Here is a 24,008-nt window from a genome sequence, read left to right as displayed (position 1 = left end):
CGCCCACGTACGAGGAGCTGAGCCCTGACGCGTTCACTGGTGGTCGAGTCCCTCGCCTCCCAGAGGCTTCCGGCGAGCCAGCATCTTGCGATGGCTGATCCTCCATCCCCGGTCCTCACGCCGGAAGGTGTCTTCGTAGACCACGCTGCCGCTCGTGCCGTCGGCGTTGATTCCGATTCCCTTGGACCGGCCGTGCACCACGTCGTCGTCCACGGCGGTGAGGACGATGTTCGTGACGTGGTGACCAACGGGATTCGCGTCCCCCAGGGTGAGCGCCGCGTCCTGGATCGCGGGGATGCCCTGCAACGAGCCGAAGCCGAAGTCTGCAACGTCGTAGATGACGTCCGTGGTGAACAACTCGTCGTACCGGTCGAGGGCGCCGTCGTCGGTCAGGTGTCCGTGCATGGCGATCAACTCGCTGATGGCGGAATGGTCTTCGGGGGTGATCCGTCGGCGGGCCGGCATGGTGACTCCCTTACGGCAAAGTGGGGTGTTCCCCGTTTAGCTGCGCCAGTAGAGTAAACGGGGAGTTCCTCACTTAGCAAGGGAGAGTCATGCCATCGCGGGACACCACCGCGTCGCGCGACGCTGCACGGCCGCGCCGACGCGCCGACGCGCAGCGCAACTACGATCTGGTCCTGGCCGCGGCCAAGGAGGTTTTCGAGGAGCAGGGCGTGAGTGCCCCTCTTGACGAAATCGCTCGCCGGGCCGGAGTCGGCAACGCCACCATGTACCGCCATTTCCCCGCACGCAGAGACCTCGTCATCGCTGTCTACGCCGACGAGGTGACGGAACTGTGCACGCTGGGTGAGTCTCTTCTGGACGAGGAATCCCCCGGCGACGCCCTGTTCACCTGGCTACGGGCATTCACCCTCCACATCGCCACCAAACGAGAGCTGCCGCTGGCACTCACCGATGATCCACAGGGTCAGCGTTCCGAACTCTTCGACAGCTGGCACCAGGCCATGCGTTCAACGGCGTTCGCACTGCTCGCCAGTGCTCAGCAGTCCACAGACATCCGTGCCGATCTCGATGTGTCCGACCTCCTCGCCCTGGTGCACGGGGCAGCCCTCACCGGCGCAGACGCCGGACAGCGCGAGCGCCTCCTGATGCTCATCAGAAACGGCGTCGAGCCACGCTGATCAGTTCCGGATCTGCCAGGAGGGAACCAGCGCCCGGCGCCGGATCGTGTCCTGGTACGGGCGGTCAGAATGTCGGGCGAGGAGCGCGGGGGGACCATGCAAATCGTCGAGGTAACCGGTTATGCCATCAGATCTGCTGTGATCACTATGCGGCGGAAAGAGACACCACTTGAGTTCGTGATCTTCCCGATGCTGCATGTGGCTTCGCCGACCTTCTACTCCCAGGTCCGCCTCAGGCTCCGGGAGTGCGACCTCATCGTCCTCGAGGGAATCCGAGGGAAATCGGCCGGAGTGAGTGCCCTCACGCTGGCCTACCGGTTCGCACCCCGCCGAAGACGCAATGGCCTCCAGGAACAGCGCGACGAACTGCTGCTTCCCAAAGATGTGCCGGTGATCAACCCGGATGTGACCGCGGCGGAGGCGATCTCGGACCTGAAGGCGCTTCCGCGATGGACGTACATACTCCTCATGGTCGCTGCCCCGGTCATGGGCCTGGTGTTCGCGCTGCGCGGCCCGCGCGCCTTCTTCCACGAGGACCAGGTCGTCGAGGATCTGCCCTCGACGCTGCGGGCGGAGGAGATGGCCGACAACCCGGTGGAGCACGCGATGACCGACCGGCGCGACCGGCGGTTGCTCGACGCGCTCAGTGAGATCCACGCGGAGCGCAGCAGCGAACCGATCCGGGTGGCCGTCGTCTACGGAGCCGGCCATGTCGCGGCGATCGTGTCCGGGCTGAGGGACCGTAACGGATACCGGGCGCGTGAAGCGGAATGGCTTACCGTCCTCGTCTCGGACTAGGTGTGTTGCCCCGCAGGGTTGTTGGCGCGGCTGATGGGGCGGTCGAAGTAGCGCACGAGTTCCGGATCGAGTTCGGGGACCTCGACGGTTGTGCCGTTCGAGCGCAGCGATGTCGTTGCCGCCGCGGCAGTGGCGACCGCCTCGCGTGCGGCCACTGGTGAGGTCTCGGTCGGGCCTCCGGTGGCGGCGAAACGCAGGAACTCGTCGACGAGAGCCGCGTCTGCGCCTCCGTGCAGTCCGTCCGGTGGTGTGGGGATGGAGACGGAGAGGTCGGCGTCGCGGCGGTAGCCGGAGCGGTGGTGGTTCCAGACGTTGATCGTCGCGGGGTCGCCGTCGACGCCGTCGCCGAAGTTCTCCAGGCGGCCCTCGTCGCCTATGACGGTGTAGTTGCGCCAGTAGTCGGGGGTGAAATGGCACTGCTGGTAGCTGGTGAGCACTCCGTTGTCGAGCCGGCCGAGCATCATGCTGAGGTCTTCGACGTCGATGACGGGGTTCAGGTCGCGCAGTGCGGAGGGTGGCCAGATGGCAGGGTCGAACCAGTCGGGCATCCGCTGGTCCGGCGGGGCCGGCGCTGTGCGGCGCGGGTTGTTGCCGTAGACCGCGAGGGTGCCCTGCGCGGAGACGCTGCGTGTGTAGCCTCCGGCGAGCCAGTGGATGGCGTCGAGATCGTGTGCGCCTTTCTGCAGCAGCAGTCCGGTGGTGTTGGCCCGCTCCGCGTGCCAGTCCTTGAAGTAGAAGTCCCCGCCGTGGCCGACGAAGTGGCGGCACCACACGGCGCGCACCCTGCCGATCGCGCCGCTGTCGATGAGCTCCCGCATGCGCCGCAGCATCGGCAGGTGGCGCAGGTTGTGGCCTACGTACAGCCGGCTGCGGGAGCGGTGGGCGGCCGCCAGCAGCGCGTCGCAGTCGGCGACGGTGATCGCGAGGGGTTTCTCCACGAACACCGCGACTCCGGCTTCGAGGAAGAACAGCGCGGGCTGCGTGTGGAGATGGTCGGGGGTGAGGACGAAGACCGCGTCCAGGCCGTCGTCGAGCATCTGCTCGTACCGGTCGCGTATCGCGACGTCCGCTCCGAAGAGGTGTCTCGCGTCGTCCTGCCCTCTGGAGCTGGGATCGGCACAGGACACGATCTTGGCCGTTCCCGTACGGTTCGCCAGCGTCGCCAGGGGCGCACGCTGTCCGACACCGACCACTCCGACGCGCAGTTCGGATCCCGGGGCCTGGGAATGGTCGATCACTGGGCTGTCCCTTCGTTGCTATCTGCGGGGGGCGGTGGGAGCCGCAAGGAAATCGCTCAGGAGGCGGCTGTCGACCTCGTCGAGTGCCAGTCGTACGGCTCCCAGGGCGACGCTTTCGTCGCCGAGGGTGGAGGTACGCAGTTCGGGCAGCCGTAGGCAGTGCTTGGCGAGTTCACGGTGGAGGGATTCGATGATGACGTCGGCGGAGCGGGAGAACCCGCCTCCGTAGACGACGACTTGGGGGTCCAGCGCGAGCACCAGGGCGGCGAGGCCCACGGCGAGGTCACGGGTGTAGCGCCGGACTGCGGCTTTCGCATCCCGGTCGCCGTCGCGGGCCGCCTCGAACACCCAGGCCGCTGCCTCGCCAGGAGCAGCAGTGGCGGGTACGCCGGGGCAGGTTTCGAGATGGCTCGGGGCGGTGAGCCAGCGCACGGCCTTGAGCGCGCCGATTTCTCCGGCGGCGCCTCCGTGCCCGCGGCGCAGGGTCCCGTCGAGGATCAGTCCGGCTCCGGTACGCAGGCCTGCCAGCAGGAAGACGATGTCGTCGGCGTCCTGTGCGACTCCTTTCCAGCGTTCCGCGACGGCGGCGAGTTTGCAGTCGTTCTCTACCTGGATCGGGCAGGGGAAGCGGGTCGCGAGGTGCGCGGCGGGGTCTGTGGTCTGCCATCCGGGGAGCGGTGTGGACAGGCTGGTGCGGCCGCTGGCGTCGACCGGACCTGTCACTCCGACCGTCACCGCCCAGATGTCGGCCGGTGTCATGCCGACGTCCCGGAGCACCTCGTCGATGACGCGGTCCACGTCCGCGAGACGCGCTTGGGGCGCGGCCTCGGGGTCTGTCGGGCGGCGTACGGATTTCACCAGGTTGCCCTCGAGGTCGCTCAGGACGACCAGGACCTTGTGGACGCCGATGTCGATGCCGAGCACGTGGCCGGCGTCGGCCCGGAACCGGAAGCGGCGGGCGGGGCGCCCCACCACGCTGCTGGCTCCCGGCTCCTCGACTTCCGCCCAGCCGTCGGTGACCAGGGTCTGCACCAGTACGTCCACGGCAGGACGCGACAGACCGGCTCTGCCCGCGAGCTCGGTGACCGTCGAGGGCGGGTTTCCGCGCAGCGCCCCCACGATCAACAGCTGGTTCATCTCGCGCATCCGGGACAGATCTGTTCCGGTCGTCGTCATGTGGTGCTCCCTGATGAGGTTCCGGTGCCCGCCGCTGGATAATGCTGAGCAGTTTACTAACTCATGGTGGTGTCGTGCGGGCTGTCGAGGTCACGCAATCGGATAGCGCTGTTCCGCATCGGGTGAGACCGCTGCGGTGAAGTCCACCTCGCGTCCGTCGAGCGCGAACCGGTAGCGGCCGAGCCTGCGCACCTGCGGTCGTACGGTCAAGTACGCGGTCATCGCCTCGAGTTCGTCGGGGTGCAGCCACCCGGGCGGATCGGAGATCGCCCGGAAGCCGCACACGTCGGCGAGGTCGCGGAGCCATGCCTGCTGCTGCTCGGTCAGCAGGTTGAGGCGGCTTCGGAAGTAGACGACGTCCGGGTCCACCTCCACCAGCGGCGTCTGCCACAGCCGGTGCAGGGTGTTCACGACGGCGTTGCGGGCCAGCGCGTCGGAGGGGTCCTGTGTCGCGTAGTGCTCCCACAGCGGGGCGACGTCGGGGCCGGAGCGGATGCCGTCGGCCAGACCGAGTGACGGCAGAAGCGGGGCGCCGCTGGCGAGCAGATAGGCGTCCGCGCCCGCTTCTTCCCTGATGATCCGCAGTCCGAGCCGGTACGTCTCCTCCCGGCCCATGTCGACGAGGCGCGCTCCCGGAGCCGCACCGGCACCGATGAAGTCGAGCTTGAGATAGGTGAAACCCCACTGGTGGACGACCCGTCGGATCATCTCCCGCAGGTGGTCCTGCGCTGCGGGCCTGGTCAGGTCGAGCGCCCAGTACCCGGTGCCCCAGTTGTGGCCGGCGACCACCGGATCGCCCCGGTCGTCGCGCAGCAGCAGGTCCGGCCGCTCCCGGGCGGTGCGGGAGGCGGGGTGGAGGATGAAGGGGGCGATCCACAGACCGGGGCGCAGTCCCGCGTCCGTGATCCGGTCGGCCAGGGCGCGCATCCCGGAGGGGAATTTGGCGTTGGGTTCCCAGTCGCCCACCAGGTGTTCCCAGCCGTCGTCGACCTGGACGACGTCGAAGGGCAGGCCGCGCAGTGCGGTGATGTCCTTCGTGAGCTGTTCCTCGGTGATGTTCTCGTAGTACGCGTACCAACTGCACCAGACATTGCCCGCGCGCTTGCCGCTGCGCCCCAGGCGGGTGGCGAGGTGGCGGGCGTAGGCGGCGAAAACCTCCTCCTCGCTGCCGTACGCCAGGAACCACGGCGCACCTTCGCGCTCGTACCACCCTGCCAGGGTGTTCCCGTCCGCGGTCAGGCGCGCTATGTCGAGGCCGAGCGCGCCGAGCAGCAGCACCTGCCCGTCGGCTCCCTGGAGGGCGGCAACGGCGGAGGAGTGGTGGCGGGCGGGGTCGTCCCACACGGTGTCGTCGGCAGTGAGGCGGCGTTCCGCGCTCTCGATGCGCAACGGGGTTTCGGTGAGCCGGCGCCAACCGCACGGACTCCAGGAGTTGTGTCCGTGGCGGTAGAAGTGCGCGTCGTCTCCCAGCCCGTGCAGCAGGGCCACCCTGCCCGGGGGCAGCAGCAGTCCGCCGTCGACGGCTTCGGGCGGTGCGTCGCCTTCGAGCTCGACGGCGACAGTGCGCCCGCCGAGTTCCAGGAGCTGGACCATGGATCTCCTTGCGTGAGGAAGGGGTGAACGAAAGGGGGCGAGCGACTACTTGAACAGGCCGTTGACCTTGTCGTTGACGTCCTTGAGCGCTGCGTCGGGCTGCGCCCGGCCGAGCATCACCGACTGGATGGCGTCCTGGACGAGGGGATTGATCTCGGTTCCGTGGTCGGTGACGGGCAGCATGAAGGTGCCGTTCTTCGCGGCGGCCGCATCGGTGAAGACGCTCACGTCGTGGCCCTTTGCCTTGTGTACGGCGAGCGCCTTCTGCGTGGCGCTCTTGAGCGCGGGGAAGACGACGGCCCGGTCGGCGACCAGGTTCTGGCAGTCGGGCGAGGCGAGGAACTTGACCCACTTCCAGGCCTGTTCCTTGTGCTTGGTGCCGGACCAGATGGCGTCCGACAGGCCGTTGATGGCGCTCTTGCGGCCCTGCGGACCGGTGGGCAGCGGCGCGAAGGCGAGCTTCTGCTGCACCTTCGGGTCGGTGAAGGTGGAGATGGTCCAGGAGCCCGCCACCGTCATGGCGCCCTTGCCCGCGATCAGCAGTTCGGAGTTGGCGACGGTGGACTGCTTGTCGAGGCGGGGCGTGTAGCCCTTGTCGATCAGGTGCTTGAACCAGGCGATGGTCTCGGCGAGTTTGGGGTCGTCGTACTTGTAGTGCGTGCCCCAGGGGTTCTTGTCCAGGTAGGTGAAGCCGTTCGAGGCGGCGAGATCGCCCCAGCCGTTCTGGCCCTGGGACCCGTCGTTCCACTCGGCGAGGAACCCGTAGGTCTTCACGTGATTCTTGTCGAAGGCGGGATCCAGGCCGTTGCGGCCCTTGGAGTCGACGGTGGCCTTGGCGATCGCCTGCTCGAGAGTGCCGCCGTCGGAGGGGTTCCAGGTCAGGTCCTTCAGCTGGGCGGCATCCACACCCTGGGCTTTGAGCATGGTGGTGTTGTAGACGAGGGCCATGGTGTCCCAGTCCTTCGGCAGCCCGTAGCGCTTGCCGTCCTTGACCCAGGTGCCGACGAGGCCTGCCTGGTAGGCAGTCAGATCCACCTTGTCCCGGTCCACCAGGGGCTGCAGGTCCATGAGCTGGTTGCTGGCGGCGAACTGCGGATAGTAGGTGCTCTGGTCGGTCCACACGTCCGGGGCCTCACCGGCGGTCAGCTGGGTGGTGAGGTTCTGCCAGTACTGCGCCCAGGCGGTCTGCGTGATCTTGACGGTGATGTCGGGGTTGGCCTTGTGGAAGGCGGTCGCGCAGTCCTGGTAGGCGGGCAGTTGCTTGTCGTCCCACAGCCAGTAGTTCAGGGTCGTACGCCCGTCGGCCGTGTCGTCGGAGCTCCCGCAGGAGACGAGGGTGGAGGTGGCGGCCAGGCAGAGCAGGGCCGCGCCGGCCCGCAGGTGGGTGGATCTCATCGTGAGTGACCTCTCTGGATCGGAATGACGCAGGAGTTGCTGAGAGCGGTGCTGTTCGCGGAGACGCCGGCGCTACTTGATGCCGGTGAAGTTGAGCGATTCGACGAGCCGTCGGCCGAACACGATCAGCAGGACGAGGACGGGCAGGACGGAGAGCGCCGATCCGGCCATCAGTCCGGTCCAGTCGGGCTGGGTGTTGGGCGACTGCTGCTGGAAGATGCCGAGTGCGACGGTCAGTACGCGGGTCTCTTCCTCACGACCGGTCAGCAGCGGCCAGAGGTAGTCCTTCCAGGCCCACACCGTGGTGGTGAGCCCGATGGTGATGAGCGGTCCGCGGCTCATGGGCATGACGACCCGCCAGAAGATGCCCCAGGCGCCCACCCCGTCGAGGACGGCCGCCTCTTCCACCTCGCGGGGGATGGAGAGGAAGAACTGCCGCAGGAAGAACACCGCGAAGGGCGTCATGAGCACGCTCGGAGCCACCATGCCCGCGAAGGTGTTCATCCAGCCGAGGTCCTTCACCAGGACGAAGTTGGGCAGCACGGTGAAGATCGGCGGAACCATGAGTGCGGCGATGAGCACGCCGAAGACCGCGTCCCTGCCGGGGAAGCGCAGCCGGGCGAAGGCGTAGCCGGCCATCGCGCAGAACAGCGTCTGCAGGACGGCGATCAGACCGCTGTAGACCACGGAGTTGAGCAGGTAGCGCAGGAAGTCCACCTGCGCACCCGAGCCGCCGGCGGCCCGCGCCTCCTCCTGACTGGTCAGCCCCAGCACCCGCAGAAAGTTGATCATGGTGGGGTGGTGCGGGACGAGGCCGGTGGAATCGGAGTAGATGTCGGCCGCCGGCGTCAGGGCGGTGCGGATCATCCAGTAGAAGGGGAAGACCGTCGCCACCAGTACGGCGATCATCACCGCCCAGGCGGCCACTCGGCCCGGTGAGAGGCGGGCGCGGGCACGGGTGCGGATGCGGATGCGGATGCGCTCTTGGGTCATGGTCACTCCTCAGGCCAGGTCCGAGCGGGAAGCACGCAGCAGGCGCATCTGTACTGCGGTCAGTACGCCGAGCAGCAGCGCGAGGACCACGGCGATCGCCGAGGCGTAGCCCATGTGGAAGTTCGTGAAGGCCTGTTCGTAGATATAGAAGTAGATGACCCGTGTGGAACTGACCGGGCCGCCCTTGGTGGTGACGGCGATCGTGTCGAAGATCTGGAACGAGCCGATCAGGGAGACCACCAGCACCAAAGCCAGGACCGGGCGCAGCAGCGGCAGGGTGATGCGGGTGAACATGCGCCACTCCCCCGCTCCGTCCAAGGTCGCGCTCTCGTAGAGGTGTTGGGGGATCTGCAGCATCCCGGCGTACAGGAGCAGTGCCGTGTATCCGGTGTAGGCCCAGGTGTTGATGCCGGCGACGGTGGGCATCGCCCACGTCGGTGAGGTGAGGAAGCCGGTGGTCCCCATGCCGAGTGCGTCGAGGATGTGGTTGACGAAGCCGAGATTGGCATCGAGCATCCACATCCACAGCAGGCCGACGGAGACGTTGGGCACCAGCCAGGGGACGAGCAGCATGGCGCGCAGTGCGACCGAGCGGGTCAGCCGGTGCATCAGAGTCGCGAGGCCGAGGGCCAGGACGGTCTGCGAAACGATGTTGAGCGCGACGTAGTACCCGGTGACCTTGAGCGCGTTCCAGAACTGCTCGTCGCCTATCAGGTGCCGGTAGTTGTCCGTGCCGGTGAAGTTCGGTGCGCCCAGCAGGCTGTAGTCGGTGAGCGAGTAGTAGACACCGCGCACCGTCGGGTACGCATAGAACAACCCGAAACCGGCCAGGGCCGGAACCAGAAACAGCCAGGCCGCCCTGCGGTCGTCGCGGACTTTGCGAGGCCGTCCGGCGCCTCCCTTCTTCTCCGTGCGGATGCCGACGCGTCGGCGCGGCGGCGCAACTGTCGTGTTGGCGCCCATGGTTACGCCTCCGAAGAGATCTGCGCCGCACCTCTTGCCAGTGGAGCGCTGTGCACACATATTGATGTGCACCAGTGAAACTTTGTCAATGCTGGCGCACAACAGAACGAGATCCGGCCATGTCCTGCAGTGATGGCCCACCCCATGCCGACCCGGCTTCGCCCCGGCCGCCGGGCTGTCCAACTGCAGTCGCCCCTACGGAGGTTGACCATGCGCACGTTCACGTCCAGACGCGGCCGAGAGCTGCTCACCGCTCTCTGTGCCGCGGCCCTCGCGGTAGCCCTGACAGCGCTCCCCGCCGGTGCCCGTACCGCCCCCACCGCCACGGGCAGTCCACGGATCGCATCCGCGCAGGGCGCTCCCGACCGCCCCGCGCCCGGCCCGAGCCCGGACCCCACGCTCCCCGCCCACGCCCTGGCCGCCGGGGACGCGCCGCTGGACAACCCGCTCAAGGGATTCGCGCGCTTCTACCAGCCCGGCAGCGACCAGAACACGGGCTACCCGCACTCGCTGACGTGGGGCTACTTCGGCCTGTCAGAAGTCATGGACAACGCTTCCAACTGCGGCGACTACAACTGGGACGCCCTGGACAGCACGCTCAACGCGATTGCCGCGGCGGGGAACCAGGCCGCGATCCGCCTGTACATGGAGTACCCCGGAGGCACAGGCAGCCACCCCGCCAACGCCATCCCGCCCTGTTTCGCCGGGCACGTCGACAACCGCACCAACGCCTACTGGAACACCACCAGCCCCGACTACAACAGCCCCTATCTGCTGGACGCCCTCAAGAACTTCATCGCCGCCTTCGGCGCACGCTACGACGGCGATCCGCGCCTGGGCTACATCCACCTGGGCCTGATCGGACTGTGGGGCGAGTGGCACACCTGGCCCTACGACACCGACACCACCAGCGACTCGTACCCCAACTACATGCCCACCGACGCCCACGCCGCTGAGATCATCAACGCGTACAACAGCGCGTTCACCCACACCAGATTGGAACTGCGCTACGCCGACTCCGCGGGCGGAGCCGCCGACAGCCTGCCGGCCATCGGCTATCACGACGACTCCTTCTGCTACCGCGAGGGCGACCCCGCGCAAGGCGTCACCCTGCCGCAGTCCATGGGCGGAGCCCCCTGGGCACAACTACAGAAAGCCGTCGAGCACGGAGTCGAGAACCGGTGGACCACGGCATCGATGGGCGGCGAGGTACGCCCCGAGATCCAGTCCACCGCTTTCAACGCCTGGCCCGGCGGTTCCGGCTCCGTGGACAACATGAAGGCGTGCATCGAACTCGAACACACCACCTGGAAGATCAATGAGGGCAGCTCCGGCTACTCCCCCACCGATCCCAACGTGGCAGCCGCAGTACGGCTGATGGGCTACAACCTCAGCGTCAAGAACGCCTACTTCCACGACACCGCACAGGGCACCACCAAGGTCGGCGTGCAGATCGCCAACACCGGTGTCGCACCGTTCTACTACCCCTGGACGGTCAGCCTCGGCCTCAAGGACTCGCCAGGCAACGTCGTCAAGACCTGGGACACACCCTGGGACCTGCGCAAAGTCATGCCCACCAAGATCCGCGCATTCCCGGACTGGGGAGTGGGATCCGACCCCACCTACCTCGACTACGGCTATCCCCAGTACTTCGACACGTCCGTCGACCTCTCCGGGCTGAACACCGGCGGCTACCAGCTCGTCATGAAGGTCAAGAACCCGCTGGAGACCATCAGCCCCAACGCCAAGAAGCTTCGCTTCGCCAACACCGGCCAGAACAGCGACGGATGGCTCGATCTGGGCGGGATGACCGTCGGCTCGGGCCAGACCCCCGGTCCGACGAGCTACGAAGCCGAAGCCCCGGCCAACACACTCACCGGCGGCGCCGCCACCGCCACCTGTGACGGCTGCTCGGGCGGCAGCAAGGTCGGCTACATCGGCAACGGCGCCACCCTCACCTTCAACCACGTCGACGGCGGAACCGGCGGCACACACGTCATCACCCTCCACTACGCCTCCCAGGCCTCACGCACCGCCACGGTCAAAGCCAATGGCGGCACTCCCCAGACCGTCGACTTCAGCCCGACCACCGACTGGACCACCCCCGGAACGACAACGGTGAGCATGAATCTGAGCGCGGGCACAAACAACACCCTCACGATCGCCAACCCCTCCGGCTGGGCACCGGACATCGACAAGATCACCGTGAGCTGATCCCGTACCCCACCACACTGCGGCGGCGTCGCCCCTCGACCCGGAACCGACGCCGCCGCCCGTACCCGCGGCCGTGAAGTCCGCGACGGGCACTTCGCCGCAGGCCGGTGCCCGCCGAGCGTTACCTCTTCCGCAAAGGTATAGACCAATGTTAGGTTCGTTGCGCATTCCGCACACACAGTTACCGTCCGTACCTGCAATGTGAGAGAGGTCCCGTGCCACACCTCGGTCCCCGGCGCGCTTCCCTGCCCACCTACCAACGGATAGCCGCGCACCTCGCCCAAGAGATGAAAGACGGCAGCATCGCAGCTCATTCCAGCCTTCCGGCGGAACGGACCCTCGCCACGACATTCGGCGTCAACCGTCAGACCATCAGGGCCGCACTGCAACTCCTGCGAGAACAGGGCTTAGTGGTCACCGACCGGCGCGGCACCCATGCGACCGGGTACCGGTCCCCCGAGGAATCACACACCGGCGATCAGCGGACCGGCAGGGCGCAGCCCCCCGCACTCCTTGCCTTCGCTCCCGGAACCGGCGAGGGACGTGTCTTCGCCGCGTCCGTTCCACCCGACCTGGCCCTGATCCTGGAACTCTCACCCGGACAGAGGACGCTGATCCACCATCACCGAACGCTCAACGCAGCGGGCGAGAGCATGCACGACACCGTCACCTACTTCACCGCCCACTGCATCAGAGCCGTTCCAGAGCTTGCCCGTTATCTCAGGAGGCCACTGCCGGTCACCGCCCCCGACCTGATGCTGCTCGACCTGTGGATGGACCGCGCGGGACTCTCCGCTGTCGCCCGCGAAGCAGTCACTTTCACCCGCAGTGCACCACCTCATGCCTTCGCGGCCCAGCCACCGATCAGCATCCGCCGATACCTGCATGATCAGCAGGGGCGCCTGCTGACTCTCACCGACATCGGCTTCACCGACACGTGGCAAACCATCACGCTCGAATATGAGACGCCAGTACGCACCGGACCATCGGCGGCCCGTCAAACCACCTGTTGACCGACCCGCCGCTCAGGGGCGGGCCTGACGAGCTCCATCGGCCCCCGCCGCCTGGGTCGCGGCCCGGGTGATGTTGCGCGCCATACCGCCGAAGACGACGGAATGGAAAGGGGCGACGCTCCACCAGTACGCGTGCCCGAGCAATCCGCGGGGATGGAAGACGGCCCGCTGCCAGTAGCGCGTACGGCCATGGACATCGCGATCCGCGCCCATCTCGAGCCAGGCGAGACCGGGTAGTCGCATTTCCGCGCGCAACCGCAGCAGACGACCTGGCTCGATCTCTTCGACACGCCAGAAATCGAGCGAGTCCCCCACTCTCAAAGAGAGTGCGTCGCGTCGGCCGCGGCGCAGCCCGACGCCGCCGACAAGGCGGTCCAACCAGCCCCGCACAGCCCAGGCCAGCGGGAAGGAGTACCAACCGTTGTCACCTCCGATGCCCTCGATGACGCGCCACAGATCCTGCGTCGAGACGTCCACGGTCCGCTCACGACGATCCGTGTACAGGCTGCCGCCGGCCCAGTCGGGATCTGTGGGCAATGGGTCGCTCGGTGCGCCGGGCAGGGCCGCGGAGGACCAACGGGTGGCGACCTGGGCGTCTTGGACCTTCCGGAGCGCGAGTTCGAGAGCCCGCGTGAAGGGCAGCGGCCGGCCGGGGAGATCGGGCACGTACTGGGCGATGTCGTGTTCGTCGCAGACGACTTCATGCCGCAACGATTCGGCGAGCGGCCTGGCGATCGAGCGGGGGACGGGAGTGACCAGTCCGATCCAGTGGCTGGACAAGCGCGGCGTCAGGACCGGTACGGGCACGATGAGGCGATGCGGCAGGCCGGCGACTGTGGCGTACTGGCGCATCATGTCCCGATAGGTGATGACGTCGGGACCACCGATGTCGAAGCTGCGATTGACACTGTCCGGCAGCGCGGCGCACCCCACGAGATAGCGCAGGACGTCACGGACGGCGATGGGCTGGATCCGGGTCCGCACCCAGCTCGGCGTGATCATGATGGGCAGTCGTTCCGTGAGATAGCGCAGCATCTCAAAGGACGCGGATCCGGATCCGACAATCACCGCGGCGCGCAGCACGGCGGTCGGGACCCCTGAATCGAGGAGGATCCTGCCCACTTCGGCACGTGAGCGAAGGTGCGGAGAGAGCTCGTTCTCCGGGAGTCCTGCCGGAACGAGGCCGCCCAGGTAGACAATCCGTCGGACGCCTGCGGCCCGGGCCCGCTCGGCGAAGTTCCGCGCGGCCAGACGATCGGTCTCCTCGAAGCCAGGGCCGGTTCCGAGTGCATGAACCAGGTAGTAGGCCACGTCGATGCCCGCCATCGCGTCCGCGAGGGAGGACGCCTTGGTCACATCGCCGCGAACGACCTCGACGCGGCCCGCCCAAGGATGGTCCCGCAGATTCCCTGGAGTGCGTGCCACGCACCGCACTCGGTGTCCGGCGTCCAGCAGTTCGGGCACCAGCCGGCCGCCGATGTATCCGGTCGCACCAGTGACCAGACAACGCAGGGGGCGACTGGGGGCGGCGTTGAGGGTCAAGGATGACTCCGCTTCGTGGGCCCGCTCTGGGCGCGCCCTCTCAGATCTGGCGAGCGACGGTCAGCAAGATCACCGAGTCTTCCACCGCCTCCAGGCCGTGTACGGCCTCCGGCACCGCGAGCAGTTCAAAGGGTGTGCCCTCGCCGAGCACCTCCCCAGCGGTGAGCCGCACCCGCCCACGTACCACCAGCACGGTGGCATGACCGGGATTCTCATGGTCGGACAGGCTGCTGCCCGACAACAACGCGATCATCGTCTGGGCCAGGGCGCTGCCATTCCCCCCGTACACCGTCCGCGCGCTGCGCCTGCCATGCGCCCCGGCGCGCGCCTCGGCCAACAAAGCGTCCGCCAAGGGACCCAGCGAATTGGTCTCCATGCACGAAACCCTAGGCACCGCTCCCGCCCACCGCACCCGGTGCACCGACGCGTACCGCTTGTTCGCCGCGTGTGATGTGGCCGAAGCCTCGATCGCCCACCACAGCTTCGGCCCGTTTGCGAAGCGGGACGAGACTGGCTAGTGATGACTACACGGCTCCGCACCTCAAAGATTTTCAGGGCCGGATCGAGGCCGGCTGATGCATGCGTCGGGCTGCCTTCACAGCCCATGCCATTCGAGGAGCCCCATGTCCCAGCCCGTCAATGAGTACGACCAGCCCATCGGCGCCCCCGTGCCCGGCTGGTCGCCACGACCGCTGCCCGCCGAGATCGTGCTCAAGGGCGACCATTGCCGACTGGAGCCGTTGAACGCCAACCGGCATGCCGCCGATCTGTATGCGGCCAACCGCAGCGAGCCGGACCAGGGGGCATGGACGTACATGTTCGCCGGGCCGTTCGAGAACCCGCAGGATTACCGTCGCTATGCCGAAGAAGCAGCAGCAAGTAGTGACCCGCGGCACTACGCGGTCATCAGCCTCGCCGACAGCACAGCCGTCGGAACCCTCTCGCTGATGCGGCAGGACCCCGCCCACGGTGTGGTCGAGATCGGCAACGTGATGTTCTCCCCGCGCATGAAGCGCAAGCCAATCTCGACGGAAGCCCAGTTCCTGGCCATGCGGTACGTCTTCGAGGACCTCGGCTACCGACGCTACGAGTGGAAGTGCGACAGCCTCAACGCACCGTCACGCACCACGGCCGAACGCCTCGGCTTCACCTTCGAAGGCATTTTCCGGCAGGCGGTCGTCTACAAGGGCCGCAACCGCGACACCGCCTGGTACTCCGTGATCGACATCGAGTGGCCCGTCGTCAAGCGGGCCTTCGAGGCTTGGCTCGCCCCGGACAACTTCGACGATCAGGGTCTCCAACGCCACGCGCTCGCCGACCTGCGCCGGACTGGGGCCACCGGATAGCGGCACGCGTACTCCGCGGCGGAGCGCCAGTCCGGGCGCCGATTTCCGCGCAGGCGGGGCCGGATCCCGACCCGGCGGCCGTTTACAGCAGCCCGGCCGTCGGCGATCAGCGCGCCGACGAGGGACGTGCTGACCGCGCGGCTCGTACCACTCCACGGGGCGCGACCGCAGGCATGATGTGGGCCATGACTCACACCGCCCGCCGCATGTACGAGCTCCTGGAGCCGATCTGCCTGGTCACCTTCCTCGCCGAGGAGTGCAACCGGGAACTGGCCGCGCTCGGCCACCGCACCTACTGGGACGGCTATTTCGCCAGCCGTGCAGCCCCTTTGGGGCGCGTGCCGGCGCAGGTCGTGCACGCGGCCTTCTACAGTTTTGCCGACGGGGAGGCCGCGCGGCACATCCCGAGTGCGTGGGCGACGATCCCGCCCGAGGCATCCATCGCTGCGCGCGAGCGCGGCAGTGCTGCCTCCCTACGGCGGATCCTCGGCGCAGAACTCGCCGAGGATCCGGGCCTGGTGCGCGCTGCCGACCTGACCGCCAAAGCCGCGACCGGCGCCCCCACCGAAGGCCGGGTGATGTACGCCGGGATGCGCACCCTTCCGGTGCCCAGCGACCCAGTCGCCCGGTTGTGGCATTCCGCCACGATGCTGCGCGAGCACCGTTGCGACGGACACATCGCCGCTCTCGTCGGCGCGCGCATCGGTGGCACGGAAGCCCACGTGTTCTCCGCGCTGGCGCAGGGCATCCACCCGGCCGAGTCGTTCGGACGCATCCATCACCTGCCGAAGGAGCGGCTGGCCGCGGTGATGGGTGGCTTGCGCGAGCGTGGTCTCGTCGGCGCCGACGGCCGGTTCACCAGCGCCGGCCGCGAGACCCAGCAACGTATCGAAGTCCTGACCGACCAGCTCGCGGCCCCGCCCTACGACGCCCTGTCCCCCGCCGAACTCGACGAGCTGGTCACCCGCCTCGAACCCATCACAGCAACGGTCGTGGCCGCAGGGTCACAGTAACGAGCAGGGACCGGCCTACCGGAGAGCACGCCTGCCGGATGGGGCCGTCACCCGAGCAGGGGTGCACCAGCGCCCGTGCATCTCCGTCCGGGCCGCTGCCCGCGGCCACCCTCGCCAGGCCGGCCCGTTACTCGTAGCGGTACTTCAGGGAGTCCGCCTCAGCCTGCTTGATGTCGGCGATCGTCAATTCCGGCATGCGCATTTGGGCCGGCGTCACCTCGGCCGATGCCGGCTGGGCGTCCACCGAAAGCCACTGCTCCGGCTTCCAGGCCCCGCTGCGCAGGAGCGACTTGGGGCAGTGCGGTTGACATCCTCTCCGCCCTAAGGACGGAGACCGCCCGGCGGTTGATCTCTCGCAGACCGGGCCCTGGTGCGATGATTCGTGGCCCGCTCAGGAGAAGTCCGCTGCGGTGATGCCGCCGGGATGTCCGGGCGGCCACTCCACCAACTCGATCCGGTAGCCGTCCGGGTCGGCGAGCCACGATGTCTTCGGGCCGTGAGGCCCTCCCGGATATTGAACGGGTCCCGGCTCCAGGCCGGCACCGGTCAGCCGCACCAGGGTGGCGGCCAGTGCGTCCACCTGGATCGCGAGGTGGTCGAAGCCGGTGCCCACTTCGACGCGTCCATCGGCGGGGCGGTGGACCAGTTCGAGCGAGGCCGCCGGTTCGCCGGGGAAGCCGAGGATCACGAGATGACTCCCGTTCCCGGCGTCGACCGTGCCCAGCTCGACGTAGCCCAAGGCAGTGTAGAAACCGAGCGAGCGGTCCAGGTCGGTCACGCGGTAGGAGACGAACAGCGTCTTCACGCGGCCTCCTCGGGACGGCGTACCCGGAAGCGGAGGTGCGTGACGTCTCGGTCCTCGAGCCGTCGGACGAGGTCGAGTTCGATGTGATCACCGCCCAGCTGGTCGAAGAGCCGTCGGCCGCCCCCGAGGAGCACCGGAATCAGGTGGATCTCCATCTCGTCGATATGCCCCGCCCGGAGAAGTGCTCGGGCCGCGCCCGCCCCATGGACCATGACCGGCCGGCCCCCGGCAGCCTCGCGAGCCTGACGGGCACAGTCCTCGACGTCGGTGACGAAGCGCGCGTGGCCGGGTGGCACGTCCCCGTCATCCACCTGGTGGGTGAGGACGAAGATCGGCACGCCGTCGTGGTGGTCGCCCTTCCAGCGACCGGCGAGTTCGAAGGTCCGTCGGCCGGAGATGACCGCGCCGGTCGCCAGCGCCTCGCGATAGACCTGTCCGCTGGGACCGTCGGATTCCCGGTCGTCGAGCCAGTTGAAGAGGCGTCCACCGTCGCGTCCGAGCTCCTGGCCCGGTCGATCGTCCGGACCGGCGATGAAGCCGTCGAGCGACATCGACATGTAGAGCCGAATCGGATTGTTCATCCTGGCTCCCACCTCTCCTCCATAGAACGGGGACATTCCAGAGGGGAGGACTCCAGGCAACAGGAAAACTCATCGGATCATGTCGCCGTCCGCCTCGACCAACCCGGCTGCGCCGGAGGCCGCCAGTTCGGCTGTGACCAGCGGCCCGATACATTCCGCGTGAAGGAGTAGTCCCTCCAGGAGCAGGCGAAGTAGGCAAATGGGCTCGAGTGATCACATACCAACCGTAGACATGTCCGCACAGCAGGGCCAGATCCGTCCGTCGAAATGGAGCTGACTCCGTGGGAACCTTCGGCCGGTTGCCGGACACGTACAGAACATGGAACTGAAAGACGCTGGTCCCGCCCCGATCGGGGGGATTTCCGACCGAGAGCTGTGGGCGAGAGCCGTCGACGGCGACCGTGAGGCATTCGGCCGGATCTTCGACCGCCATGGGAAAGCCGTCTACAACCACCTGTTCCGGCGCACGGCCGACTGGGCCGAGGCCGAAGACCTCACATCGACCGTGTTCTTGCACGCCTGGCGTCGGCGGTCGGAGACGGTGCTGGAGCGCGACTCGGCCTTGCCGTGGCTGCTGGGCATCGCCGACCGGCTGCTGTCGAACACCTGGCGGCGGCTGAGGCGGGCCGAGGCGTTGCTGCGTCGGCTCGTCTCGCACGACGAGCCGGTGGGCGACCACGCGGACCGCGTCGCCGGTCTGGTCGACGACGAGCGTCGCATGTCCGAAATCCACCGGGCGTTGGCTCGGCTGCCGCGCCACGAGCGCGAAGTCGTCGAGCTCTGCATGTGGTCGGGCCTGGATCAACAGGCGGCCGCGGCAGCGCTGGGGGTGGCGGTCGGAACCGTGAAGTCCAGATTGCACAGGGCCCGGCGGAGGCTGGGGGCCGATCTCGTGGGCAGAGCCGCGGCTCCGGCGTCATTCAGTTCCAGGAATCCCGTCAACGCGGAAGAGGTCGCACGATGAATCACAACCGAGGCATCCCTGCGGCTCCTTCCGATCGTGATCTGCCGAACCATCGGCGGACCCGAGAGGAACTCCTGATGAAGATCGACTCAGAGAACGACCGTGGTTCCGTGCGACGCGGTTGGGGGGTACCGCTCGCCGTCGCCGCCGGCGTCGCGGCGATGAGCGTCGCGGCCGTGACCGTCCTCAGTGGCACAGGGGACGCCAAGCCGCAGCTCGCCGAACCCGCCGGAAACCCGACGAGAGCCGCCTCGTCGTCGAGCCCGAACACCTCGCACACTCGCGAGAGTTCCGCCCCGTCCACGTTCTCCGTCACCAGCGTGAAGACGACCCCGATCGACGCCGGGACCGCCGCCAGGATCCTGGCCTCCTGCCTGGGCTCGGACGCATCGCGATTCCACTCGGTGGTCGCGGTCCGCACTCCCATCGCCACGGAGGACTGGGACGGCGTGGTCGTCGCCGTCGACTCGGCCGGTCAGTACGTGCAGTGCCAGTCCAAGGGAGACAAGGGAAGCAGCGAGGCGCACCCCGCCACGTTCATCAACAACCGCCTGTGGGGCACCGGCAAGACGATCGGATACTTCGACTCCTTCGGCGCGCCTGTGGGCAAGAAGACGAGCAAGAAGAGCCTCGTGCTGGGCGCCGGACACTACACGTCCGGCATCGCCAAGATCACGATCAGCTACGGCAACGATCCCAAGCAGTACCCGGCGGACATGGCAGGCGGCGCGTTCGTCTACGCGGCGGCGCTCTACACCGACCACCCCGATCCGCGCGATGCGGGCCCCAGCCCCGTCGTCCATGCCTACAACGCATCAGGCGAAGAGGTGTACAACCAGGCGAAGGACCCGCAGTTCGCCGACCAGCCGTAAGTCGGCCCTCCGACGGACCTCGGTGCTGCCCCGGCGTTCTGCCGGGGCAGCAGGTTCAGTCAACGACGTCGTGCAGCAGCTCCCGAAGTGCCAGTGCCGCCGGCAGCGGGGCGGCAGGCAGCGCCACATGGACGGTCCGGCGCAGGGCAGGGTCCGTGAGGCGGCACAGGACGAGTTCGTCGGGTACCGCCCGGGCGGCGAGCGAGGGGACCAGCGCCACCCCCAGACCCGCGGCCACGTAGCCGAATTTCCCGGTCCATTCCCCGATCCGGATGATCTTCCTGGGGGTGAAACCCGCCCGGGCGCAGGCATCGGCGAGCATCGTAGGACGGTCGCCGTACGCGCTGTGAAGCCATGCCTCGTCCTGCAGTTCACTCAGGTCGACCTTCAGGGATCCGGCCAGGCGGTGCGCGCGCGGGAGGGCCACGAGCAGATCGTCCTCGCACAGCACGGTCGTCGTGACACCGTCGGCCGACGGCAGACCGGACGGGTAGTCACTGACGACGGCGAGGTCCAGTGCCCCGTCCGTGAGGCGCTCCATCAGCATGTCGGTCCCGCCTTCGACCGCTATCACCTCGACGTCCGGCTTGGCGTGCTGGAGTGCCCGCAGTGCAGTGGGCAGGAGCGAGATGTTGGCGGTGGCGAAGGCTCCCGTGTGCAGCAGTCCGCCGGTCCCCGCGTGCAGCACGGCCAGTTCCCGCTCCGCCCGCGCCAGTCGGTCGAGCACCTCCACGGCGTTCCGGTGCAGCGTGTGGCCGGCGGGATTGAGCCGTACGCCGCGAGGCAGCCGTACGAACAGCGGTCCGCCCGCCTGCTGTTCCAGCGCTGCGATCCGCCGGGACACCGCGGATTGCGTGTAGTTGAGCCGGACCGCCGCCTTGGTGAACGATCCGGTCTCTGCCACCGCCACGAGCAGACGTAGCGCGTCGACCTCGAACATGCCCCTCCCCCTCCGCGACCCTCCGGGCAGCGCCCGCTCCCCCGCGACACATTCTCCAGATGCATGGCTCCCATGCAATCCAGTCGCTGGTGGAATGCCTCGGCCCACCCTAACGTCGTTGGCAAGGCAAGGCTGAGGTCCGAGGGGGAAATGTGTTGTCACGACGGGGAGTTGGCACGGGGCGGTATCGATGACTCGGGGGACCGCTGTCGTACTGCCGGAGATGCTGGCCGATCTGGAGGAGCTCGTGCGCTGCGAGTCCTTCTCGGCGGACCACGCGGCGGTGGCGCGAAGCGCCGAGGTGGTGGGCGCGCTGGGGAGCAGGCTGTTGGGGGCCCGGCCGGAGACGATGGTGATCGACGGTGTGACCCATCTGCGGTGGGCGTTCGGCACCCCGCGGGTCTTGCTCGTAGGACACCACGACACGGTGTGGCCCATGGGCTCGATCAAGAGCCACCCCTGGTCGGTGGCCGATGGGATCGCCCGCGGCCCCGGGGTCCTGGACATGAAGGCGGGCCTGGTGCAGATGTTCCATGCCGTGGCCTCCCTTCCGTCCCCGGACGGGGTGGGCATCCTGGTCAACGGCGACGAGGAGGTGGGCTCGGCGACGTCCCGGCAGCTGGTCGAGGAATCCGTGCGGGGGTGCGCGGCCGCCCTTGTTCTGGAAGCGTCCGGGGACGACCGGGGCGCGCTGAAGACCGCCCGCAAGGGCACTTCGCGGTACGAGGTCGTCGTGCACGGCAGGGCGGCGCACGCGGGTCTGGAACCGCAGAAGGGGATCAACGCCGCGATCGAGGCCGCCCACCAGGTGCTGTCCATCGCCGGTCTCGGGACCACGATGGAAGCCGCCGGCGGCGCCGATTCCGTCCTTGGCCCCGCGACCGTCACGCCCACCCTGCTGTCGGCCGGCAGCGCGCGCAACACGGTGCCCGCGCTGGCGCGGGTGTCGGTGGACGTACGCGTGCCGACCTCGGCGGCACAGGAGCGGATCGACGCACTCATGCGGGGGCTCACGCCGCGGGAGCCTGGCTCCCGGCTGGAAGTGCTGGGCGGCAGCCAACGGCCGCCCATGGAGCCGGAGTCCTCCGCCGAACTCTTCGCCCTCGCCTCCCGGCTCGCCCTGGAACTGGGTCATGAACCGCTGCGGGGGATCGCCGTCGGCGGTGCCTCGGACGGCAACCACACCGCGGCTGCGGGCTGTCCGACCCTGGACGGCCTGGGCGCCGTGGGCGGTGGCGCCCACGCGGACAGCGAGTACGTCGACATCGGGCAGATGGTCCCCCGCACCCATCTGCTCGCTCAACTCATCATGCGGACCAGGCGCAAGGGAGACGATTGATCATGCGACAGGACGTGGGCAGGCTCGCCCTCGGCAAGAAGCTCGGAAGCTATCCCGTCGCGGGAGTGGCAGGCGCCCTGGCGCAGGTGGCGCGGCGGCTCGGCGCGGTGCTGTACATCATCCTGATCGTCTGCCTGGTGGCCAAAAGGCCCCCGACGGCGTTCGCCAAGGGCGCCGTCATGACGGCGGTGGTGTTCGCCCTGTTCGGCCTCGTACTGGCCTGGCGTCGTATCTCCGCCAGGTTCGGACTCAGACGGTGCCACCTCCACGCGAACGGCCTGGTCGTCACCAATCTGTTCGGCGGCATACAGGACGCGGTGACGTGGCGTGAGGTGACCGAACTGAACCGGCTCAGAGCCGCGTCGCTCCTCATGGCCTTCCACCGGTTCGAGATCTCACGGCACGGCCGCAGACCCCTGGCGTTCCTGGCGCCGGGCCTGGAGCCCCCACTGGTGGACGCGCTGCAGGGCGAGTTGGCCAAGAACGGTATTCACTGACCCAGGTCGGTGTAGGCGCGGAGCGCGTTGCGGTCGAGCTTTCCGACTCCGGTCAGGGGAAGTTGATCGAGTACGTGAATCTCGCGCGGGTACTTGTGGGCCGCCAAGTGGTCGCGCGCGTACGCGATGAGCTCTGCCGGCTCCGTCCGGCAGCCGGGGTGCAGTGCGACGAAGGCCACGACTTCCTCGCCCAGCCGTGGATCGGGGCGGCCGACCACGCCGGCCCGGGCCACGGCCGGGTGCGTGATGAGCGCGTCCTCGACATCGCGGGGGAAGACGTTGAAACCACCGCGCAGGATGAGGTCCTTCTTGCGGTCGACGACGTACAGGAAACCGTCCGTGTCGAAGTGGCCGATGTCGCCGGTGTGCAGCCAGCCGTCGCGCAGGGTCTGGGCGGTCAGGGTGGGAGCGTGCCAGTAACCGCCCATGATTCCCGCGGAGCGTACGCAGATCTCCCCGTCGCTGCCGGCGGGCAGGGCGCGACCCGTGTCGTCGCGGATCTCGACGGTGTAGCCGGGCAGCGGTTGGCCGACGGAACCGGGGCGGATGGCGTCGGGCCGGGTGGCGGAGGTGACCGAGCCGGATTCCGTCAGGCCGTAGCCCTCGAGAATGCGGCTCTGCGGGACCCGCTCCTCCCAGGCCAGCCGGGTCTCGTACGGCAGAGGGGCGCCACCGCTGTTGACCAGGCGCAGCTCCGACAGGTCTGCCTCCTCCAGGGGCTGGTCGAGCAGCATCTGGATCATGCTGGGGACCAGCGTGGTGCGCTGGATCGCGTGTTCCTGGGCGAGGGTGAGCCATTCGGAGGGGTCGAACCAGCGTTGCAGTACGCCGAGTTGGGGGTGGGGCGACTGCCAGCCGGCCAGGGTCACGATCAGTCCGTAGGCGTGTGACAGGGGCAGGGGGATGAGGGTGCGGCGGATTCCGTCGGTCAGGCCCGGGGATTCTCCTGCCTCGTAGGCGGCGAGTGAGCAGGCGTGCAGATTGCGGTGGCTGAGCATGACGCCTTTGGCGCGGCCGGTGGTGCCGCCGGTGTAGAGCAGGGCTGCCAGCTCTTCGTTCGACCGGGGGACGATTCCCGTGGCGTCTGTGGCTTCGAGGTCGGCGAATGTGGCGACGGCCAGGTTCCGTGGCAGGCCCGGAACTGCCTCCTGCGGGAGGTCGTCCACCAGGAGCACGTGCCGTAGCTCGGGTACATCGGCCTCAACTGCTGCCGCGGCCACGGTGGCGAGCAGGCCCGAGGCGGTGATGACGGCGCGCGCTCCGGAGTCGGCGAGGATGTGGGCGAGTTCGGCCGGGCTCACCAGGAACATGACCGGGGTCACCACGGCGCCGGCCCGCCAGACGGCGTTGTAGGCGATGGACACCTCGGCGCGGTTCGCCATCAGCACGACGACCCGGTCCCCCGGGCGGATGCCGAGCCCGCGCAGGGCGCCGCCGATCCTGGCAGCCCGGTCCTGCAACTGTGAGAAGCGGTGGGTCTGCCCGTCGTACACCAGGGCGTCGTGGTCCCCGCGCCGGTCGTACGCGGCCTCGGGGAGCAGTGCCAGATTCAGTTCGTGGTGGATCGGCATGGGCGTTCCTGCT

General features: G+C 68.2%; 23 protein-coding genes and 1 pseudogene. 10 read left to right on the top strand and 14 right to left on the bottom strand.

Translation table 11 applies throughout. The features are described from left to right. Window positions 1-33 precede the first annotated feature (33 nt). A complete protein-coding gene (locus OG707_RS39735) occupies window positions 34-465 on the bottom strand; it encodes a nuclear transport factor 2 family protein (RefSeq protein WP_329126860.1) in 432 nt (143 codons plus the stop codon). A gap of 89 nt (window positions 466-554) precedes the next feature. Between OG707_RS39735 and OG707_RS39730 the strand changes: the two genes are divergently transcribed. Beyond that, window positions 555-1,142, top strand: a complete 588-nt coding sequence (locus tag OG707_RS39730; RefSeq protein ID WP_329126858.1) for a TetR/AcrR family transcriptional regulator — start codon at window positions 555-557, stop codon at window positions 1,140-1,142. Window positions 1,143-1,319: 177 nt separating this feature from the next. Next, window positions 1,320-1,940: a hypothetical protein gene (locus OG707_RS39725; RefSeq protein ID WP_329126857.1), complete on the top strand. Its 621-nt coding sequence runs from the start codon at window positions 1,320-1,322 to the stop codon at window positions 1,938-1,940. Here the strand turns inward: OG707_RS39725 and OG707_RS39720 are convergent. The 6 genes from OG707_RS39720 to OG707_RS39695 form a co-directional block, all read right to left on the bottom strand. Continuing rightward, window positions 1,937-3,178, bottom strand: coding sequence for a Gfo/Idh/MocA family protein (locus OG707_RS39720; protein ID WP_329126855.1), 1,242 nt, complete (start codon window positions 3,176-3,178; stop codon window positions 1,937-1,939). The two genes, OG707_RS39725 and OG707_RS39720, sit on opposite strands and share 4 nt — an antisense overlap. A gap of 18 nt (window positions 3,179-3,196) precedes the next feature. Beyond that, a complete protein-coding gene (locus OG707_RS39715) occupies window positions 3,197-4,354 on the bottom strand; it encodes an ROK family transcriptional regulator (protein WP_329126854.1) in 1,158 nt (385 codons plus the stop codon). Between the two features lie 90 nt (window positions 4,355-4,444). After that, on the bottom strand, window positions 4,445-5,947 hold the full coding sequence (locus tag OG707_RS39710; RefSeq protein ID WP_329126852.1) for a glycoside hydrolase family 36 protein: 1,503 nt from the start codon (window positions 5,945-5,947) through the stop codon (window positions 4,445-4,447). A gap of 45 nt (window positions 5,948-5,992) precedes the next feature. Then, a complete protein-coding gene (locus OG707_RS39705; protein ID WP_329126851.1) occupies window positions 5,993-7,342 on the bottom strand; it encodes an ABC transporter substrate-binding protein in 1,350 nt (449 codons plus the stop codon). Window positions 7,343-7,414: 72 nt separating this feature from the next. Further along, on the bottom strand, window positions 7,415-8,335 hold the full coding sequence (locus OG707_RS39700) for a carbohydrate ABC transporter permease (RefSeq protein WP_329126849.1): 921 nt from the start codon (window positions 8,333-8,335) through the stop codon (window positions 7,415-7,417). 9 nt (window positions 8,336-8,344) lie between these two features. Then, window positions 8,345-9,298 carry a carbohydrate ABC transporter permease gene (locus OG707_RS39695; protein WP_329126848.1) on the bottom strand — a complete coding sequence of 318 codons (954 nt, stop codon included), beginning with the start codon at window positions 9,296-9,298 and terminating at the stop codon, window positions 8,345-8,347. A gap of 210 nt (window positions 9,299-9,508) precedes the next feature. Here OG707_RS39695 and OG707_RS39690 point away from each other — a divergent pair, with 210 nt between their 5' ends. Together OG707_RS39690 and OG707_RS39685 are read left to right on the top strand one after the other, a co-directional pair. Further along, window positions 9,509-11,512, top strand: a complete 2,004-nt coding sequence (locus OG707_RS39690; protein ID WP_329126846.1) for a DUF4832 domain-containing protein — start codon at window positions 9,509-9,511, stop codon at window positions 11,510-11,512. Between the two features lie 215 nt (window positions 11,513-11,727). Beyond that, window positions 11,728-12,525: a GntR family transcriptional regulator gene (locus OG707_RS39685; protein ID WP_329126845.1), complete on the top strand. Its 798-nt coding sequence runs from the start codon at window positions 11,728-11,730 to the stop codon at window positions 12,523-12,525. Window positions 12,526-12,537: 12 nt separating this feature from the next. Here the strand turns inward: OG707_RS39685 and OG707_RS39680 are convergent, their stop codons facing one another. Next, entirely contained in the window at window positions 12,538-14,067 is a 1,530-nt protein-coding gene (locus OG707_RS39680; RefSeq protein WP_329126843.1) for an SDR family oxidoreductase, read from the bottom strand. A 40-nt stretch (window positions 14,068-14,107) separates the two neighbouring features. After that, the gene (locus OG707_RS39675) at window positions 14,108-14,443 is read right to left on the bottom strand and encodes a LuxR family transcriptional regulator (protein WP_329126842.1); all 336 of its coding nucleotides are present in this window, start codon (window positions 14,441-14,443) and stop codon (window positions 14,108-14,110) included. Window positions 14,444-14,690: 247 nt separating this feature from the next. Here OG707_RS39675 and OG707_RS39670 point away from each other — a divergent pair, with 247 nt between their 5' ends. After that, window positions 14,691-15,413, top strand: coding sequence for a GNAT family N-acetyltransferase (locus OG707_RS39670; protein ID WP_329126841.1), 723 nt, complete (start codon window positions 14,691-14,693; stop codon window positions 15,411-15,413). Window positions 15,414-15,598: 185 nt separating this feature from the next. Continuing rightward, window positions 15,599-16,426, top strand: a complete 828-nt coding sequence (locus OG707_RS39665) for an SCO6745 family protein (RefSeq protein WP_329126839.1) — start codon at window positions 15,599-15,601, stop codon at window positions 16,424-16,426. Window positions 16,427-16,553: 127 nt separating this feature from the next. On the opposite strand, the pseudogene OG707_RS39660 reads toward OG707_RS39665, so the two are convergent. The 3 genes and pseudogenes from OG707_RS39660 to OG707_RS39650 form a co-directional block, all read right to left on the bottom strand. Beyond that, window positions 16,554-16,733 (bottom strand): annotated as a pseudogene (locus OG707_RS39660) (MSMEG_1061 family FMN-dependent PPOX-type flavoprotein); the annotation flags it as partial. Window positions 16,734-16,817: 84 nt separating this feature from the next. Then, window positions 16,818-17,231, bottom strand: coding sequence for a VOC family protein (locus OG707_RS39655; RefSeq protein WP_329126838.1), 414 nt, complete (start codon window positions 17,229-17,231; stop codon window positions 16,818-16,820). Then, a complete protein-coding gene (locus OG707_RS39650) occupies window positions 17,228-17,812 on the bottom strand; it encodes a dihydrofolate reductase family protein (protein WP_329126836.1) in 585 nt (194 codons plus the stop codon). The genes OG707_RS39655 and OG707_RS39650 overlap by 4 nt, the downstream gene beginning before the upstream one ends. A gap of 319 nt (window positions 17,813-18,131) precedes the next feature. On the opposite strand from OG707_RS39650, the gene OG707_RS39645 reads away from it, so the two are divergent. Continuing rightward, a complete protein-coding gene (locus OG707_RS39645) occupies window positions 18,132-18,776 on the top strand; it encodes an RNA polymerase sigma factor (protein WP_329126833.1) in 645 nt (214 codons plus the stop codon). Window positions 18,777-18,853: 77 nt separating this feature from the next. Continuing rightward, complete coding sequence (locus tag OG707_RS39640; RefSeq protein ID WP_329126831.1) at window positions 18,854-19,648, top strand: hypothetical protein; 795 nt, start codon at window positions 18,854-18,856, stop codon at window positions 19,646-19,648. A 55-nt stretch (window positions 19,649-19,703) separates the two neighbouring features. On the opposite strand, the gene OG707_RS39635 is transcribed toward OG707_RS39640, so the two are convergent. Then, window positions 19,704-20,588 carry a LysR family transcriptional regulator gene (locus OG707_RS39635; protein ID WP_329126830.1) on the bottom strand — a complete coding sequence of 295 codons (885 nt, stop codon included), beginning with the start codon at window positions 20,586-20,588 and terminating at the stop codon, window positions 19,704-19,706. 223 nt (window positions 20,589-20,811) lie between these two features. Here OG707_RS39635 and OG707_RS39630 point away from each other — a divergent pair, with 223 nt between their 5' ends. After that, a complete protein-coding gene (locus OG707_RS39630) occupies window positions 20,812-21,927 on the top strand; it encodes a M20 family metallopeptidase (RefSeq protein ID WP_329128212.1) in 1,116 nt (371 codons plus the stop codon). Between the two features lie 2 nt (window positions 21,928-21,929). Then, entirely contained in the window at window positions 21,930-22,424 is a 495-nt protein-coding gene (locus OG707_RS39625; RefSeq protein WP_329126828.1) for a hypothetical protein, read from the top strand. Here OG707_RS39625 and OG707_RS39620 read toward each other — a convergent pair. Beyond that, complete coding sequence (locus OG707_RS39620; protein ID WP_329126827.1) at window positions 22,418-23,995, bottom strand: class I adenylate-forming enzyme family protein; 1,578 nt, start codon at window positions 23,993-23,995, stop codon at window positions 22,418-22,420. The genes OG707_RS39625 and OG707_RS39620 overlap by 7 nt on opposite strands. Window positions 23,996-24,008: the final 13 nt, after the last annotated feature.

Origin of the sequence: Streptomyces sp. NBC_01465 (genome assembly GCF_036227325.1) — a bacterium.
Lineage (GTDB): Bacteria > Actinomycetota > Actinomycetes > Streptomycetales > Streptomycetaceae > Streptomyces.
The sequence above is the reverse complement of the archived record's forward strand: the minus strand, read 5'-3'. Positions and strand labels throughout refer to the sequence as shown.